This is a genomic window from Achromobacter sp. KK8 (assembly GCF_054188005.1).
In genome coordinates this window covers 1,033,806-1,047,956 of the sequence record NZ_CM135178.1, presented here as the reverse complement: position 1 = coordinate 1,047,956, position 14,151 = coordinate 1,033,806, and the positions used below count along the sequence as shown (strand labels likewise).

Sequence of the window (14,151 nt, the reverse complement as noted above, 5' to 3'; positions counted from 1 at the left end):
CGCTACTCGTGATCCGGAGTCAAAAATGGCGCTCAATTCCGAGGCCCTGCGGTTGTTCCTGGGCGTGGTCGACGCCGGCTCGATGAGCGCCGCCGCCGAGATGCTCGGTCAGACCGCGTCCGGCGTCAGCCGCGGCCTGTCGCGCCTGGAAGAGGACCTGGGCGTGACGTTGCTGAACCGCACCACCCGGCGCATGGAACTCACGGCCGAAGGCGCGCATTTCCTGCAGAAGGCGCGCCAGATCGTGCAGTCGCTGGAAGAAGCCGAGGAATGCATGCGCATCGTCAACCAGCAGCCGGCCGGCCGCCTGCGCGTCGATGCCTCGGTGCCGGTGATGCTGCATTGCGTGGTGCCGCACGTGGCGGACTTCCGTCGGGAGTATCCGGCGATCTCGCTGGAGCTGACCAGCAACGATCGCATCGTCGACCTGATCGAGCATCGCACCGACGTGGCGCTGCGCATGGGGCCGTTGAATGATTCCACGCTGCATGCGCGGCCCATGCGGCCGCGCCCGCGCTGGCTGATGGCGAGTCCGGAATACCTCGCGCGGCGCGGCGTGCCGCGCACCGTCGAGGACCTTGCCCGCCACGAACTGCTGGGCTTCACCCAGCCCGAAAGCCTGAACGTCTGGCCGCTGCGCCACGCGGGCGGCTCCACCTACCTGGCCACGCCCACGCTGGCCACTTCCAGCGGCGAGACCCAGCGGCACCTGGCGCTGCGCGGCGTGGGCATCGCCTGCCTGTCGGACTTCGTGTCGCGCGACGACCTGCGCGAAGGGCGGCTGGTGCGCATCATGGAAGACCTGCACACCGACTACCTGCAGCCGATGCACGCGGTGTACTACCGCAATACGCAGCTGTCGCGGCGTATTGCGTGCTTCCTGGATTTCTTCGCCAGCCGGTTGTGAGGGCAGGGGCCTGGCGCGACCGATGACGGTCCGCGCCAAACCCCTGAGCGCTGCAACGCGCTTTAGCCGTGCAGCGCCCGGCCGAAAGCCGCCAGCACCGATTCGTGCAGCGTTTCCGACAGCGTCGGATGCGCGAACACGGTGTGCATCAGGTCTTCCTCGGTGGCTTCCAGCGCCGCCGCCACGCCGTAGCCGGCGATCAGCTCTGACGCCTCCGGGTGGATGATGTGCGCGCCCAGCAGCTCGCCGGTGCCGGCATCGAACACCGTCTTCACCAGCCCCTGGTCTTCGCCCATGGCAATCGCCTTGCCGTTGCCGACGAAGGTGAATCTGCCGACGCGGATCTCGCCGCCCGTCGCCTTGGCGTGCTCGCGGGCGCGGGCCTCGGTCATGCCGATGCTGGCGACCTGCGGATGCGAATACGTGCACGCGGGAATGCGCAGCGGATCGAGCGCGTGCACCGGCAGGCCGGCGATGGCTTCCACGCACAGCACCGCCTCGTGGCTGGCCTTGTGCGCCAGCCACGGCGCGCCGGCCACGTCGCCGATGGCGTAGACGCCCGGTTCGGCGGTGCGGCACAGGCCGTCGGTGACGATGTGGGTGTTCTCCACTTTCACGCGGGTCTGTTCCAGGCCCAGGTTCTCGACGTTGCCGACGATGCCGGCCGCGACGATGACGCGCTCGACCTCCAGTTCGATCTGCCTGCCCTGTTGCTCCAGCACGGCCTTGACGCCGGTGGCCGTCGGGCTGGAAGACTTGACCGCGCACTGCGTCAGCACGCGGATGCCCTGCTTTTCGAAGGCCTTGCGCGCCAGCGCGGAGATCTCGGCGTCTTCTTGCGGCAGGATCTCGGCCGTCATGTCGATCAGCGTCACCTCCGCGCCGACCGCGCGGTAGAAGCTGGCGAACTCGGCGCCGATCGCGCCAGCGCCCACCACCAGCAGCGACTTGGGCAGCGCCGGCGGCGTCAGCGCCTGGCGGTAAGTCCAGATTCGTTCGCCCACCGGCAGCGCCGGCAGCTCGCGCGCCCGCGCGCCGGTGGCCAGGATGATGTGTCGGGCCGACAGCGTGGCGCCGTTGTCGAGCGCGACGCGGCCGCTGCCGGCCAGTTTGGCGCTGGCGGCAAAGACCGTGACGCCGTTCTTCTTCATCAGGTGCGTCACGCCCTGGCCCAGGCGGCCGGCGACCTTGCGCGAGCGCGCCACCATCGCGGCCAGGTCGGGTTGGGCCGCGCCGGCGCCGGTCACGCCGTACTGGTCGGCCTCGCGGCAGGCGCGCAGCACGGTGGCGCTGTGCAGCAGCGCCTTGGTCGGGATGCAGCCCCAGTTCAGGCAGATGCCGCCGAGTTCGGCGCGTTCCACCAGCGCGGTGGACAGGCCCAGTTGCGCCGCGCGGATGGCGGCCACGTAGCCGCCGGGGCCGCCGCCCACCACCACCAGGTCAAACGAAGTCTTGGTCATGGCGGGGCTCACAGCAGGATGCGCACGGGGGCTTCGATCAGCGCGCGGAAGGCGGCCAGCCAGCGCGCGCCGACGGCGCCGTCCACCACGCGGTGGTCGGCCGACAGCGTCACGGTCATGACGGTGGCTGCCTTCAGGTCGCCATTGTCGTCCACCACCGGGCGGCGTTCGGCCGCGCCCACCGCCAGGATCGCGGCCTGCGGCGGGTTGATGATGGCGGCGAACTGCTTGATGCCGTACATGCCCAGGTTGCTCACCGTCAGCGAGCCGCCGGTGAATTCCTCGGGCTTCAGGCGATTGACCTTGGCGCGGCCGGCCAGCTCGACGATCTCGGCGGCGATGGCGGACAGCGGCTTGACGTCGGCGTTGCGCACGATGGGCGTGACCAGGCCGCCGTCGGTGGCCACGGCCACGCTGATGTCGGCGCCGGCGTGGAATTCAATGGCATCGTCGTGCCAGCTGGCGTTGACCTCGGGCACCTCGCGCAGCGCCAGGGCGGCGGCGCGCACAATGAAGTCATTGACCGACAGCTTGACCGCGCCGCCCTGGTTGGCCTGGGCGCGCAGGGCCAGCAGCGCGTCCATGCGGCAGTCCACCGTCAGGTAGAAGTGCGGCACCTGCTGCTTGCTTTCGGTCAGGCGGCGGGCGATGGCGCGGCGCATGCCGGAATGCGGCACGCGGCGCGCGGCGGCGCGATTGGCGGACGGCGTTGCGGCAACGGGCGAGCGGTCGCGCGCGGCCTCGACGTCGCGGCGCACGATGCGGCCGCGCGGGCCGGTGCCCTGCACGTCGAGCAGGTTGACGTGCCATTGCGCGGCCAGGCGGCGCGCCAGCGGGCTGGCGAAGCGGCGCGTGCCGGGAGTGGGGGCGTCGGAAGCGGCGTCGCGTGCGGCGGGCGCCGGCGCGGCGATCGGTGCCGCATGGGCGGTGGCCGCAGGCGTCGCTGCCGGCTGCGCGGCGGCAACGGGCGTGGCGGGCTTTGCTGCCTGCGCGCCGTGTTCCGCCAGCGCCTGATCGATCGCGGCGGCGTCTTCGCCCGGCGCCAGCAGCACGCCGATCACGGTGTTGATCGGCACCGACGCCGGCCCGGCCTGCACCACGATGCGGCCGAGCACGCCCGCGTGTTCGGCGTTGATCTCGACGATCGCCTTCTCGGTTTCGATTTCCGCCAGCGCCTCGCCCACGGCGACCGTGTCGCCTTCCTGCTTGAGCCATTGGTGCAGCGTGCCGGCGTCGGCATCGGCCGCGACGGAGGGGAGCTTGATAAGGTGTGCCACGTGTAGTTCGTCCTATTCTGCGCGCACGGCCAGGTCGGGCCGATAGGCCGCCGGGTCGTCGTATTCGACCAGTTCCAGCACATTGCCTTCGGGGTCGCGGAAGAAGGCCAGCCAGGTGCCGGGCCGCACTTCCATCGGCGCCGGATCGCTGTCGAAGACCACGCCGCGCGCCCGCAGGCGCTCGACGGTGCCGGCCAGGTCATGCACGATGAAGGTCAGGTAGGTGCTGCCCTGGCGGTCCAGGATGGCGGCGCCGCGCACCGCGGGCTCCGGCGCCACGGCCGGCTGCAGCAGCTTGATGCGCTCGCCGTACGAGGTCTGCAGGCGCGCCACGTCGTAGCCATGCTGCGTCAGGCCGGTGGCGCGGGCCTTGTCGGCCGGCACGCTGACGCGGTTCACCAGCGTCAGGCCGACTATGTCGGTGTAGAAAGCCAGTTGCGCGTCCAGGTCGGCGCAGCAAATGCCGACTTCCATCGGCACGCTCATGCGCAAGGCGGCGTTCATGCGCGTTCTCCCAGGTCGGCCAGCACGTCGTTCAGGCCGGCGATGACTTCTTCCGTGTCGGCGAAGGCCGCGCGCTCCAGCACCTTGGAGATGCTGGGCGAGGCCTCGCCGCCCGTGACGCGCTTGACCGGCTGGTCGAGCCAGTCGAAGTAGCGGCGCTGGATCTCGTCGGCCAGCATGGCGCCGTACGAGGTGCCGCGCGCGCCCTGTTCGACGATCAGCACGTTGTTGGTCTTCTGGATGCTGGCGCCGATGGTGTCCCAGTCGAGGTTGGCGCGGTCCAGCGTGCGCAGGTCGATCACCTCCGCATCCACGCCGGTTTCCTCCGCCGCCTTGAGGGCGCGGCTGACCATCGACAGGTAGGTCAGCACCGTGACCTTGGAACCGGCGCGGCGCACGCGCGCCTTGCCGAACGGAATGGCGTAGTCCAGGTCGCCGTCGGGAACCTCGCCCGACGAGGCGTACAGGTCGACGTGCTCGATCACCAGCACCGGGTCCTTGGAGGCCAGCGCGGTGTTCATCAGGCCGATGTATTCATACGGCGTGGACGGCGCGACGATGCGCCAGCCCGGGGCTGTGGCGAAGACGCCGGCCGGGTCCATCGAGTGCTGCGAGCCGTAGCCCGTGCCCATCGCCACCTTGGTGCGCAGCACGAAAGGCACGTCGATGTCGCCGCCGAACATGTGGCGGGCCTTGCCGATCTGGTTGAAGATCTGGTCGGCCGCGACCCACATGAAGTCGGGGTACATGAATTCCACCACCGGCTTGTAGCGGCCGTCCATGGCCAGGCCGCCGCCCAGGCCGGCGAAGGCGTTCTCGGAAATCGGCGTGCCCAGCACGCGGTCGGGGTACTTGTCCTTCAGGCCGCGGGTGGCGCCGTTGGTGCCGCCCTTCAGGCGGTGCACGTCCTCGCCCAGCACCACCACGCCGGGGTCGGTTTCCATGCGGCGGTCGAGCACGTCGGCCACCGCGTCCACGAACTTGCGCTCGACGCGGGCGCCGGCATGGTCGGCGGCGTCCTGGTAGCGCAGGCCGGCCAGTTCCGAGCCGTCGCTGCGCAGGCCCACGTCGCGGAAGTCGGGGCGCGGCCACAGGTCGGCGCGCACGCGGCGCTTGCCGCCGTCGGTGGCCTCGGTCAGCCGGCCCGACACGTCTTTCATCACGTCCTTGCAGCGCTGGCGCAGGGCGTCGACCTCGGCCTGGGTGATCAGCTGACGGCCGATCATCTCGCTGGCGATCTTGTCGAGCGGATCGCGGCGGCGCCATTGCGCCTCTTCTTCCTTGCTACGGTAGCCGAAGGCGCTGCCGGGGAACGGGCCGTTCTGGTGGAAGAAGCGGTAGACGTCCACCTCGATGATGGTGGGGCCGTTGCCGGCGCGCATGTGCGCCACGGCTTCCGACATGGCCAGGTGCACGGCCAGCGGGTCCATGCCGTCGACCTGCCAGGCCGGGATGTTGAAGGCCTGGCCGCGGGCCGACAGGCGCGGCTCGGCGGTCGATTCCTCGACCGTGGTGGACACGGCGTAGCGGTTGTTCTCGATGAAGAAGCACAGCGGCGTCTTCCACGCGGCGGTCAGGTTCATCGTCTCGAGCACCGAGCCGATGTTGACGGCGCCGTCGCCGAAGTAGGTCACGGCCACGCGGTCGGTGCCGGCGTGATGGTGGGCCCAGGCCGCGCCGGCGGCCAGCGGCACGCCGCCGCCGACGATGGCATTGGTGCCGAGCGCGCCGGCTTCCAGCCAGCGCAGGTGCATGCTGCCGCCACGGCCGCGGCAGTAGCCTTGCGCCAGGCCCATGATCTCGGCCAGGGTCTTGTGCAGCACTTCGTCGATGGCGGGCGTGAGCGGGTTGCGCGGATCCAGGCCCAGCGGCGCGACGTGTTGCAGCGCCTTGGCCAGGAACTGGTGATGGCCGCGGTGCGAGCCGTTGATCTGGTCGCCGGCGCCCAGCGCCAGCACCGAGCCGACGGCGCCGCCTTCCTGGCCCACCGACGAGTGGGCGGGGCCGTGCACCAGGCCTTCGGCGGCCAGGTCCAGCACCGCTTCCTCAAAGGCGCGGATCCAGTGCAGCTGCGTCAGCATGGTGGCCAGCAGCGCGGGGTCGGCCTGTTGCCAGTCCGAGGCCTCGACCGTCAGTTGCCGCCAGGGCGCCTGGGAACCAAGCGGTTGGTAGGTGGCCATGAGTGAATCTCCAGAATGTAGGTAAGCGTCGATGCGTCAGAGGTAGCTGTAGCGGCTCCAGCCGCCATCGGCCACCAGGGTGTGTCCGGTGATGTAGGCGGCCTGGCTGGACGCCAGGAACACCGCCAGGTCGGCCATTTCGGCCGGTTGCGCCAGGCGCCGCAGCGGCGTGCGCTGCTTGAGGCGTTCGGGGTCGAGGCGGCCGCGCGCGGCCAGGTCGCGCACCAGGTCGGTCTCGACGTAGCCGGGCGCCAGCGCGTTCACGCGCACGCCCGCCGGGCCCCATTCCACCGCCAGGGTCTCGGTCAGCAGTACCACCGCGCCCTTGGTGGCGCAGTAGGCGGCGCGGTCGGGCGCCGCCACCACGCCATACATGGAGGCCAGGTTGATGATGCAGCCCTCGCCCTTGGGCACCATGCGGCGGCCGGCGGCCTGGGCGCACAGGAACACGCCGGTCAGGTTGATGTCGACCGCGCGGCGCCATTCCTCGGGCGTGACGTCCAGCGACGGCTTGTTGGCCGAGATGCCGGCGTTGTTGACCAGCACGTCGATGCCGCTCCAGGCCTGTTCGACCTGGGCGAAGGCGCGCTCGACCGCGTCGGCGTCGGTGACCGAGGCCTGCGCGGCCAGCGCTTCGCCGCCGGCCGCGCGCAGCCCGGCCACGGCCGCATCCAGCGCGACCGGGTCCATGTCCAGCAGCGCCACCCGCGCGCCCTGGCGCACGAACGCCTCGGCCGTGGCGTAGCCGATGCCTTTGGCGCCGCCGGTGATCACCACGTTCTTGCCGCGCAGGTCGGCGTGGCGTACTTCAGGGGTATTGTCCAAGTGCTTGCCTCTACAGATAGGGCCGCGGTCAGACCGCCAGCCATTCCTGGACCACGTCCTGGCGCTCATGCAGCTGCGCGGGCGGTCCTTCGAAAACGATGCGGCCATGGCCCATCACGCTCACCCGCGTGGAGACCTTCAGCGCGATGGTCAGCTTCTGCTCGACCAGCACCACCGACACGCCGCGCTGGTGGATGTCGCGGATCACGTCGGCGATCACTTCCACGATCTTGGGCGCCAGGCCCTCGGTGGGTTCGTCGATCAGCATGACCTTGGGATTGCCCAGGAGCGAACGGCACATGGTCAGCATCTGCTGTTCGCCGCCGGACAGGTTGCCGGCGCGGGTATTGCGGCGTTCCTTCAGGCGCGGGAAGTAGCCGAACATTTGCTCGATGGTCCAGGCCGGCGCGTCGGGCCGGACGGGCTGTTCGCCCATGCGCAGGTTCTCGTCCACCGTCAGGTTGGCGAACACCTCGCGTTCTTCCGGCACGAAACCCAGGCCGGCGCGAGCGATCTCGAAGGGGCGCTTGTTGGTGATGTCGCGGCCTTCGATGGCAATGCGGCCGCCCGTCACGTCCACCAGCCCCATGATGCTCTTCATGGTGGTGGAGCGGCCGGCGCCGTTGCGGCCCAGCAGGCTGACCACTTCGCCGCGGCCCACCGTCAGGTCGATGCCGTGCAGGATGTGGCTCTTGCCGTAGTGCGCGTGCACGCCTTGCAGGGCCAGCAGGGGGGATTGCATGCTCATACCGTTTCCTCTCCCAGGTAGGCTTCGCGCACGCGGGCGTCGCCGCGGATCTCGGCGGGCGTGCCGGTGGCCAGGATCTCGCCGTACACCAGCACGCTGATGCGGTCGGCCAGCGAGAACACCACCTGCATGTCGTGCTCCACGATCAGCAGGGTGCAGTCGCGCGTTACGTCCTTGATGAGTTCGACGGTGTAGTCGACCTCGTGCTGAGACATGCCGGCCATCGGCTCGTCCAGCAGGATCACTTTGGGCCGCGAGGCCAGCGTCATGCCGATTTCCAGCGAACGCTGCTCGGAGTAGTTCAGGTCGCCCGCCGCGGTGTGCTGCTTGGCGGCCAGGCGCACTTTCTCCAGCAGCTGGTCGACGTTCTCGTTGACGGCGCGGTGGCGCGCGATGGGGCGCCAGAAGTTGTAGACCAGGCCGTGCATGCGCAGCACCGCCAGCCGCAGGTTTTCGCGCACCGACAGGCGCGGGAACACGTTGGTGATCTGGAACGAACGCGCCAGGCCGAGGCGGTTGATGCGCTCGGGCGGCAGGCCGCCGATCGGGCGCGAGCGCAGGCTGATGTCGCCCGAGGTCGGCGCGAACGAGCCCGACATCAGGTGGAACAGCGTGGACTTGCCGGCGCCGTTGGGGCCGATGACGGCATGGCGTTCGCCGGCCTCGACCTTCAGGTTGACGCCGCGGATGATCTGCGCGTCGCCGAAGGACTTGCGCACGTCGGTCAGGGTCAGGATCTCGTGGCTCATTTTGCGGTCTCCAGCGCGGGCGCGGCCTCGGCCTCGCCGCGCCACAGGGCCAGCGCCCAGCGGCAGGCCAAGAGGCCGCCCGCGAACAGCGCCAGCGGCAGCAACCAGGTCGACAGCGCCAGCGGCGCCCAGTCGTGGCCGAACAGGGAAATGGCGGGCCAGCCGGCATCGGGGTTCATCGCCAGCAGCGAGCGATAGTCGCGCGCGAACATGCGTTGCAGCATTTCCACCGTGAACACCGTGGCGCCGGTCAGCAGCAGGCCGCCGGCGACGGACACCGCGGCGCGCGGCAGCCAGTCGGCCAGCCCGCGCTGGCGCAGCGACCTGGCGGCGCGCTGCACCAGGCCGACCAGGCCGTCCGGCACGAACAGCATCACCAGCACGAACAGGATGCCCTGGTACAGCAGCCAGGAACGGGTGATGTCGGCCAGCGTCTGCGACAGGAAGGTCAGGATCGACGCGCCCAGCACCGGTCCCAGGAAGGCGTTGACGCCGCCGATGTAGGCGAACAGCACCGCGTCGGTCGACAGCTTGACCTCGAACAGCACGTAGTTGCCGGCCTCGATGTTCAGCGCCTGCAGGCCGCCGGCGATGCCGGCGAACATGGCCGACAACGCGAACACCATGGTCTTGAGCGTGTGCGGCCGGTAGCCCAGGTAGCGCAGGCGGTTGGCGTTTTCGCGCAGGCCCAGCGTCAGGCGGCCCAGCGGCGTGCGGGTCAGGCCATACAGCGCGGCCAGCGACACCAGCACCCAGGCCAGCACCAGGAAGTACACCTCGACGTCCGAGCCGAAGGTGAAGCCCCAGGCCGGCATGCGCATGGCGGACAGCCCGGCTTCCCCGCCGAACACGCCTTTCAGGTGCGGCGCCAGCGCATGCAGCAGTTCGGCCAGCGCCAGCGTGATCATCGAAAAGTACACGCCGGCGCGCATGGTGGCGAACCAGCCCGCGACCAGGCCGAACAGCAAGCCGGCCACGCCGCCCGCCAGCGGCATCAGCGGCGTCGGCAACAGGCCCGCGCCGCCCAGCGCGTTCATGGCGTGGATGGTGGCGAAGGTGCCGACGCCGAAGTAGGCCGCGTGGCCGAAGGACAGCATGCCGCCCTGGCCGGCCAGCAGGTTGAAGGCGCAGGCGAACAGCGCCGCGATCAGCATCTGCACCGCCGCGACCAGCTGGCCGGCGGGCAGCAGCCACGGCAGCGCGCACAGCGCGGCCACGCAGACGATCAGCAGCAGGCCGGCGGTGGCCCGGCGAGACGAGTTCTGGCTCATGCCTGTTCTCCTTTCAGGCCCGAGGGCTTGACCAGCAGCACCACCAACATCAGCAGGAACGGCAGCGTCGCGGCCAGGCTGGAGATCTTCACCGTCATCAGGCCGCCCACGCTTTCGGCCCACTCGCCGGCGCCGAACAGGCCGAACAGGGTCGCCAGGCTGGCGTCGATGCCGACCGAGAACGAGCTGATCAGCCCGATCAGCAGCGAGGCGATCATGGCGCCTTCAAGCGAGCCCAGGCCGCCCACGACCACCACCACGAACACCAGCACGCCCAGTTCCAGCGCCATGTTCGGATTGGTGGTGTAGAAGGCGCCCGCGACCGCGCCCGCCAGGCCGGCCATCGCCGCGCCCACGCCGAACACGCTCATGAACACCAGCGGCACGTTGTGGCCCAGCGCCTCGGCCATGCGCGGCCGGTAGATGGCCGAGCGCACCACGATGCCGACGCGGGTGCGCGACAGCAGCAGGTAGATCACCGCGAACATCGCCAGCGACACGCCGCCCATCAGCAGGCGGTAGAACGGATAGTCGGCGTCGAACACGCGGAAGGCCGCGAAGTTCAGGAACTGCGGCACGCGGTAGTCGACCGGGAAGTCGCCGTAGAACAGCTTGATGAGCTCGGCGACGATGAACGCCAGGCCGAAGGTCACCAGCAGCTCCTGCGCGTGGCCGAACTTGTGCACGCGGCGCAGGAAGAAGCGCTCCACGCCCATGCCGAGCACGCCGGCGATGACGGTGGCCAGCACCAGCGCGGTCCAGAACCCGGTGACGGGCGTCAGGGTATAGGCGGCGTACGCGCCTATCATGTAGAAAGAGGCGTGCGCGAAGTTGAGCACGCCCATCATTCCGAAGATCAGTGTCAGGCCTGCCGACACCATGAATAGCAGCAGGCCGTAAATCACGCCGTTCAACAGCGAGACGGTAAAGTATTCCATGTCCGCTCCAAAATCCTTGCGCGCAGGCGCCGGGCGCCTGGCGATCCATCACGCTCTGTTGTGTCCCGGCCCCGCGCCGGCGAGCGCTTTATCGGCGAGTGGCCGCGGACGGCATGCCGTCCGCGGCCACTCGCGTCATCAGTCCGGGCGAACCATTTTGCAAGTGGCCTGCACCGGCGCGGACACGTCCGCGGCGGACAGCACCTTGACCGGCTCGAAGCCCATGTCGGTGCCGTCGGCCTTGTACTTGGCGTTCTTGCCGACCTTGGACACCACCATCGGCAGCTGCACCTGGTGGTCTTCGGCGCGCATGGTGTAGGTGCCCAGCGGCGAGGTGTAGGTGACCTTCTCCAGCGCGCGCGCCAGGTCCGGCACCGACAGCTTGCCGTCCTTGGGCTTGACCGTCTTGAGCGCCTCGCCCAGGAAGGTGATGCCGATGACGGTCTGCGGCTCGGTGTAGCTGGGGTAGTGGCCGGTCTTGGCCTTGTAGTCCTCGGCGAACTTGGCGCCTTCCTCGCCGGCGGCCTCGATGTTGTAGGGATGGGCGATGTAATGGCCCAGCGCCACGTCGCCGGCGTTGGCGAGGTTGCCGACCTGGTCCAGGAACACGGTGGCAAAGCGCACCTTCAGGCCGGCCGACTGCGTGGCCTTCATCAGCAACAGCAGGTCGTTGGACCAGTTGCCGGTGATGACGGTGTCGGGATTGGCCGAGCGGATGCGGGCCACGTAGGGCGCGAAGTCCTGGATCTTGTTGACTTCGTGCAGCGTCTTGCCGACCACCTCGTAGCCGTACTGCTTGGCGAAGCGCTCGGTGGCGCCTTCCATGTCCTGGCCCCAGGAGTAGTTCTGGTTGATGGCGTAGACGCGCTTGCCCAGCGTGCCGTCGGCCGACATGACCGAGGCCAGCGCCTTGACGCGCAGGTCGGCGTTGGTGGTGAAGCGGAAGTGGTAGAAGTGGCACTTCTGGCCGGTCAGTTCCAGCGCTTCGCCGCCCACGTTCAGGAACACGACTTCCTTGCCCGGGTTGCGCAGGTTGTGCTTGCGCACGTCCTCGGTGAGCTGGCCGGAGATGGCCGACGACGAACCCTGCACCAGGATCTGCACGCCTTCGGCGGCGGCGGCGCGGAAACGGTCGGAGGCGCCCACGGGGCCGCCCTGGTTGTCGAACTCGACCAGTTCCAGCGGCTGGCCGTTCCAGCCGCCGGCGGCGTTGATGCGGTCCAGCTGGTACTTGACCGCGGCGCGGAACATCAGGCCGGTCGAGGCCTGCGGGCCGGACAGCGTTTCGATCAGGCCGATCTTGACGGGCGCGGCCTGGGCCGATGCGGCGATGCCGGCCAGGCACAGCAGGCCGGTGGTGAAAGCCAATTTCATGCGTGTCTCCTCCGTGGAACGGGAGTGGTAGGTCCGTGAATCAAGCAAGCGCGTTCAGCAGTTCCTGCTGCGGCTTTTCTATGCCCAGGAAGCGGGCAATTTCGGTGAGTTGTCCTTCCAGCATGTAGAGGCCGGGATGGGTGCGGCAGCCGCGCGCGGTAGCGGCGCGCAGCAGCGGCGTGTCGACGCGGCTCATGACGGCGTCGGCCACCACCGCGCCGGGCGCCAGGGCGTCCAGTTGGAAGGGCAGGGGATCGTTGTCGTCCAGGCCGAGGGTGGTCGCGTTGATGGCGATGTCACAGGCTTCGGGACGCGGGCCGGCCACACTGATGGCCAGGCCGGGATAGTGGCGCGCCAGGCGCGCGGCGAACGCCTCGGCCTTGCCGGGCGAACGGTTGTACAGGCGCAGGCTGGCCGGGCCGGCCTCGGCAATGGCGCAGGCGATGGCCTTGCCGGCGCCGCCCAGGCCCGCCAGGTAGACGTGGCGGCCGGCGGGCTCATGGCCCTGGCCGCGCAGGCCGGCGACGAAGCCCAGGCCGTCGAAGTTGCCGCCGGTCAGGCAGCCGTCGCGCAGCCGCACCGCATTGACGGCGCCGATCAGTTCGGCGGCGGGGGTGAGGGCGTCGCACAGCGCGGCGGCGCTTTCCTTGTGGGGCACGGTAACGACCAAGCCGCCCAGGTTGGCCAGGCCGCGCAGGCCCGCGAACAGGCCGGGCAGGCCGGCGGCGGTGACGTGGAACGGCACCATGACGGCGTCGATGCCGCGCTCGCGCAGCAGGGCGTTGAGCCGCTGGGGCGTCTTGACGTGCGCGATCGGGTCGGCCGCGATCGCGAATACGGTTGTGCTGCCGGTGATTTCCACCTGGTTGTCCCCTGCCTGTCATGCGGCCGTTGGCCGTGTTTTTCCGACCTGCTTGCCTGAAATCGCCAGTTGCTTTACGCTTTCAACACAAGTTGTCAGGCAACTTTATTAAGTTGTCCGATAAATCATAGGGCAAGCGTTTTTCCCGTGTCAAGCGATGCATTTGGCGGTTCAATCGAACCGTCGGCGGCACCCCGGGAGCGGGCGCTTGCCGTCGAAAAAGCGCTTTGGAGACAGCATGATTTCGTTCGAAGGACAGGTAGTCGCCATCACCGGCGCGGGCAATGGCATCGGTCTGGCGACCGCGCGGCTGATGGCCGCCCATGGCGCCCGGCTGGTGCTCACCGACATCGACAAGGCGCGCCTGGACGAGGTGGCCGCCGAGCTGGACGCCAGCGGCCAGCGGGTGTTCGTGCACGCGCTGGACGTGGCCGCCTCGCACGATTGCGACCGCGTGCTGGAACGCGCCGCGCACCACTTCGGCGGCCTCGACCACCTGGTGCATTGCGCCGGCATCTACCCGGAGCAACTGGTCAAGGACACCAGCGACGAGGCCTGGAAGAAGCTGATGGGCGTGAACCTGGACGGCACCTTCTACGTGTGCCGCGCCGCCCAGCGCCACCTGCGCCAGAACGGCTCGATCGTGCTGCTGACGTCGCTGGCGGCGCAGCGCGGCAGCTACGCGCACGCGGCCTATTCGGCGTCCAAGGGCGCGGTGCAGAGCTTCACCCGCAGCCTGGCGCTGGAGCTGGCGCCGCAGATCCGGGTGAACGCGGTGGCGCCCGGGATCATCGCCACCTCCATGACGCACGACCTGATCGGCCAGAAGGGCGCGCAGTTGCTGGAAAGCACGCCGTTGCGGCGCTTCGGCACGGCCGAGGAAATCGCCGGCGCGATTGCTTTCCTGTGCTCGCCGCTGGCCGGTTTCGTGACGGGCGAGGTGATGCAGGTGAACGGCGGCATCTATATCGCGTAAAGTCCGAGGCGGCCGCGCCCTTGATTCCGGCAAAATCCTATAATTTTCAAGGGCGCCGCCGCAGTGAAACGTCGAGAATT

General features: G+C 69.4%; 13 protein-coding genes. 2 read left to right on the top strand and 11 right to left on the bottom strand.

Annotated elements, in window-relative coordinates; genetic code table 11:
• The first annotated feature begins 25 nt into the window (after positions 1 to 25).
• Complete coding sequence (locus tag ACVN9Z_RS04775; RefSeq protein ID WP_053499535.1) at positions 26 to 907, top strand: LysR family transcriptional regulator; 882 nt, start codon at positions 26 to 28, stop codon at positions 905 to 907.
• A gap of 62 nt (positions 908 to 969) precedes the next feature.
• Here ACVN9Z_RS04775 and lpdA read toward each other — a convergent pair whose 3' ends face one another.
• From lpdA to ACVN9Z_RS04720, 11 genes are all read right to left on the bottom strand, one after another.
• Positions 970 to 2,367 (bottom strand): dihydrolipoyl dehydrogenase, encoded by a 1,398-nt coding sequence (gene lpdA, locus ACVN9Z_RS04770; protein ID WP_054448965.1) that lies wholly within the window; start codon positions 2,365 to 2,367, stop codon positions 970 to 972.
• Between the two features lie 8 nt (positions 2,368 to 2,375).
• Entirely contained in the window at positions 2,376 to 3,644 is a 1,269-nt protein-coding gene (locus ACVN9Z_RS04765; RefSeq protein ID WP_458213181.1) for a pyruvate dehydrogenase complex dihydrolipoamide acetyltransferase, read from the bottom strand.
• A gap of 12 nt (positions 3,645 to 3,656) precedes the next feature.
• Complete coding sequence (locus ACVN9Z_RS04760) at positions 3,657 to 4,148, bottom strand: VOC family protein (RefSeq protein WP_006386222.1); 492 nt, start codon at positions 4,146 to 4,148, stop codon at positions 3,657 to 3,659.
• Entirely contained in the window at positions 4,145 to 6,328 is a 2,184-nt protein-coding gene (locus ACVN9Z_RS04755) for an alpha-ketoacid dehydrogenase subunit alpha/beta (RefSeq protein WP_020926119.1), read from the bottom strand. Before ACVN9Z_RS04755 ends, ACVN9Z_RS04760 begins: the two co-directional genes overlap by 4 nt.
• A 36-nt stretch (positions 6,329 to 6,364) precedes the next feature.
• Positions 6,365 to 7,153 (bottom strand): SDR family NAD(P)-dependent oxidoreductase, encoded by a 789-nt coding sequence (locus tag ACVN9Z_RS04750; RefSeq protein ID WP_024070562.1) that lies wholly within the window; start codon positions 7,151 to 7,153, stop codon positions 6,365 to 6,367.
• 28 nt (positions 7,154 to 7,181) lie between these two features.
• The gene (locus ACVN9Z_RS04745) at positions 7,182 to 7,901 is read right to left on the bottom strand and encodes an ABC transporter ATP-binding protein (protein WP_006386225.1); all 720 of its coding nucleotides are present in this window, start codon (positions 7,899 to 7,901) and stop codon (positions 7,182 to 7,184) included.
• Positions 7,898 to 8,650: an ABC transporter ATP-binding protein gene (locus tag ACVN9Z_RS04740; protein ID WP_054439057.1), complete on the bottom strand. Its 753-nt coding sequence runs from the start codon at positions 8,648 to 8,650 to the stop codon at positions 7,898 to 7,900. The genes ACVN9Z_RS04745 and ACVN9Z_RS04740 overlap by 4 nt, the downstream gene beginning before the upstream one ends.
• The gene (locus tag ACVN9Z_RS04735) at positions 8,647 to 9,921 is read right to left on the bottom strand and encodes a branched-chain amino acid ABC transporter permease (protein ID WP_458213180.1); all 1,275 of its coding nucleotides are present in this window, start codon (positions 9,919 to 9,921) and stop codon (positions 8,647 to 8,649) included. The genes ACVN9Z_RS04740 and ACVN9Z_RS04735 overlap by 4 nt, the downstream gene beginning before the upstream one ends.
• Positions 9,918 to 10,859 carry a branched-chain amino acid ABC transporter permease gene (locus tag ACVN9Z_RS04730; protein WP_006386228.1) on the bottom strand — a complete coding sequence of 314 codons (942 nt, stop codon included), beginning with the start codon at positions 10,857 to 10,859 and terminating at the stop codon, positions 9,918 to 9,920. The genes ACVN9Z_RS04735 and ACVN9Z_RS04730 overlap by 4 nt, the downstream gene beginning before the upstream one ends.
• Positions 10,860 to 10,997: 138 nt before the next feature.
• Positions 10,998 to 12,233, bottom strand: a complete 1,236-nt coding sequence (locus ACVN9Z_RS04725; RefSeq protein ID WP_020926123.1) for a branched-chain amino acid ABC transporter substrate-binding protein — start codon at positions 12,231 to 12,233, stop codon at positions 10,998 to 11,000.
• 40 nt (positions 12,234 to 12,273) lie between these two features.
• Positions 12,274 to 13,095: a shikimate dehydrogenase family protein gene (locus tag ACVN9Z_RS04720; protein ID WP_458213179.1), complete on the bottom strand. Its 822-nt coding sequence runs from the start codon at positions 13,093 to 13,095 to the stop codon at positions 12,274 to 12,276.
• 238 nt (positions 13,096 to 13,333) lie between these two features.
• Between ACVN9Z_RS04720 and ACVN9Z_RS04715 the strand changes: the two genes are divergently transcribed.
• Entirely contained in the window at positions 13,334 to 14,071 is a 738-nt protein-coding gene (locus ACVN9Z_RS04715; protein ID WP_006386231.1) for an SDR family NAD(P)-dependent oxidoreductase, read from the top strand.
• The last annotated feature ends 80 nt before the right edge of the window (positions 14,072 to 14,151 follow it).

Excerpts from the sequence above, each read along its gene's own strand:
- ACVN9Z_RS04730 (WP_006386228.1), bottom strand. The coding sequence starts at position 10,859 with ATGGAATACTTTACCGTCTCGCTGTTGAACGGCGTGATTTACGGCCTG.
- ACVN9Z_RS04755 (WP_020926119.1), bottom strand. The coding sequence starts at position 6,328 with ATGGCCACCTACCAACCGCTTGGTTCCCAGGCGCCCTGGCGGCAACTG.
- ACVN9Z_RS04745 (WP_006386225.1), bottom strand. The coding sequence starts at position 7,901 with ATGAGCATGCAATCCCCCCTGCTGGCCCTGCAAGGCGTGCACGCGCAC.
- ACVN9Z_RS04725 (WP_020926123.1), bottom strand. The coding sequence starts at position 12,233 with ATGAAATTGGCTTTCACCACCGGCCTGCTGTGCCTGGCCGGCATCGCC.
- ACVN9Z_RS04760 (WP_006386222.1), bottom strand. The coding sequence starts at position 4,148 with ATGAACGCCGCCTTGCGCATGAGCGTGCCGATGGAAGTCGGCATTTGC.
- ACVN9Z_RS04775 (WP_053499535.1), top strand. The coding sequence starts at position 26 with ATGGCGCTCAATTCCGAGGCCCTGCGGTTGTTCCTGGGCGTGGTCGAC.
- ACVN9Z_RS04740 (WP_054439057.1), bottom strand. The coding sequence starts at position 8,650 with ATGAGCCACGAGATCCTGACCCTGACCGACGTGCGCAAGTCCTTCGGC.
- lpdA (WP_054448965.1), bottom strand. The coding sequence starts at position 2,367 with ATGACCAAGACTTCGTTTGACCTGGTGGTGGTGGGCGGCGGCCCCGGC.
- ACVN9Z_RS04735 (WP_458213180.1), bottom strand. The coding sequence starts at position 9,921 with ATGAGCCAGAACTCGTCTCGCCGGGCCACCGCCGGCCTGCTGCTGATC.
- ACVN9Z_RS04715 (WP_006386231.1), top strand. The coding sequence starts at position 13,334 with ATGATTTCGTTCGAAGGACAGGTAGTCGCCATCACCGGCGCGGGCAAT.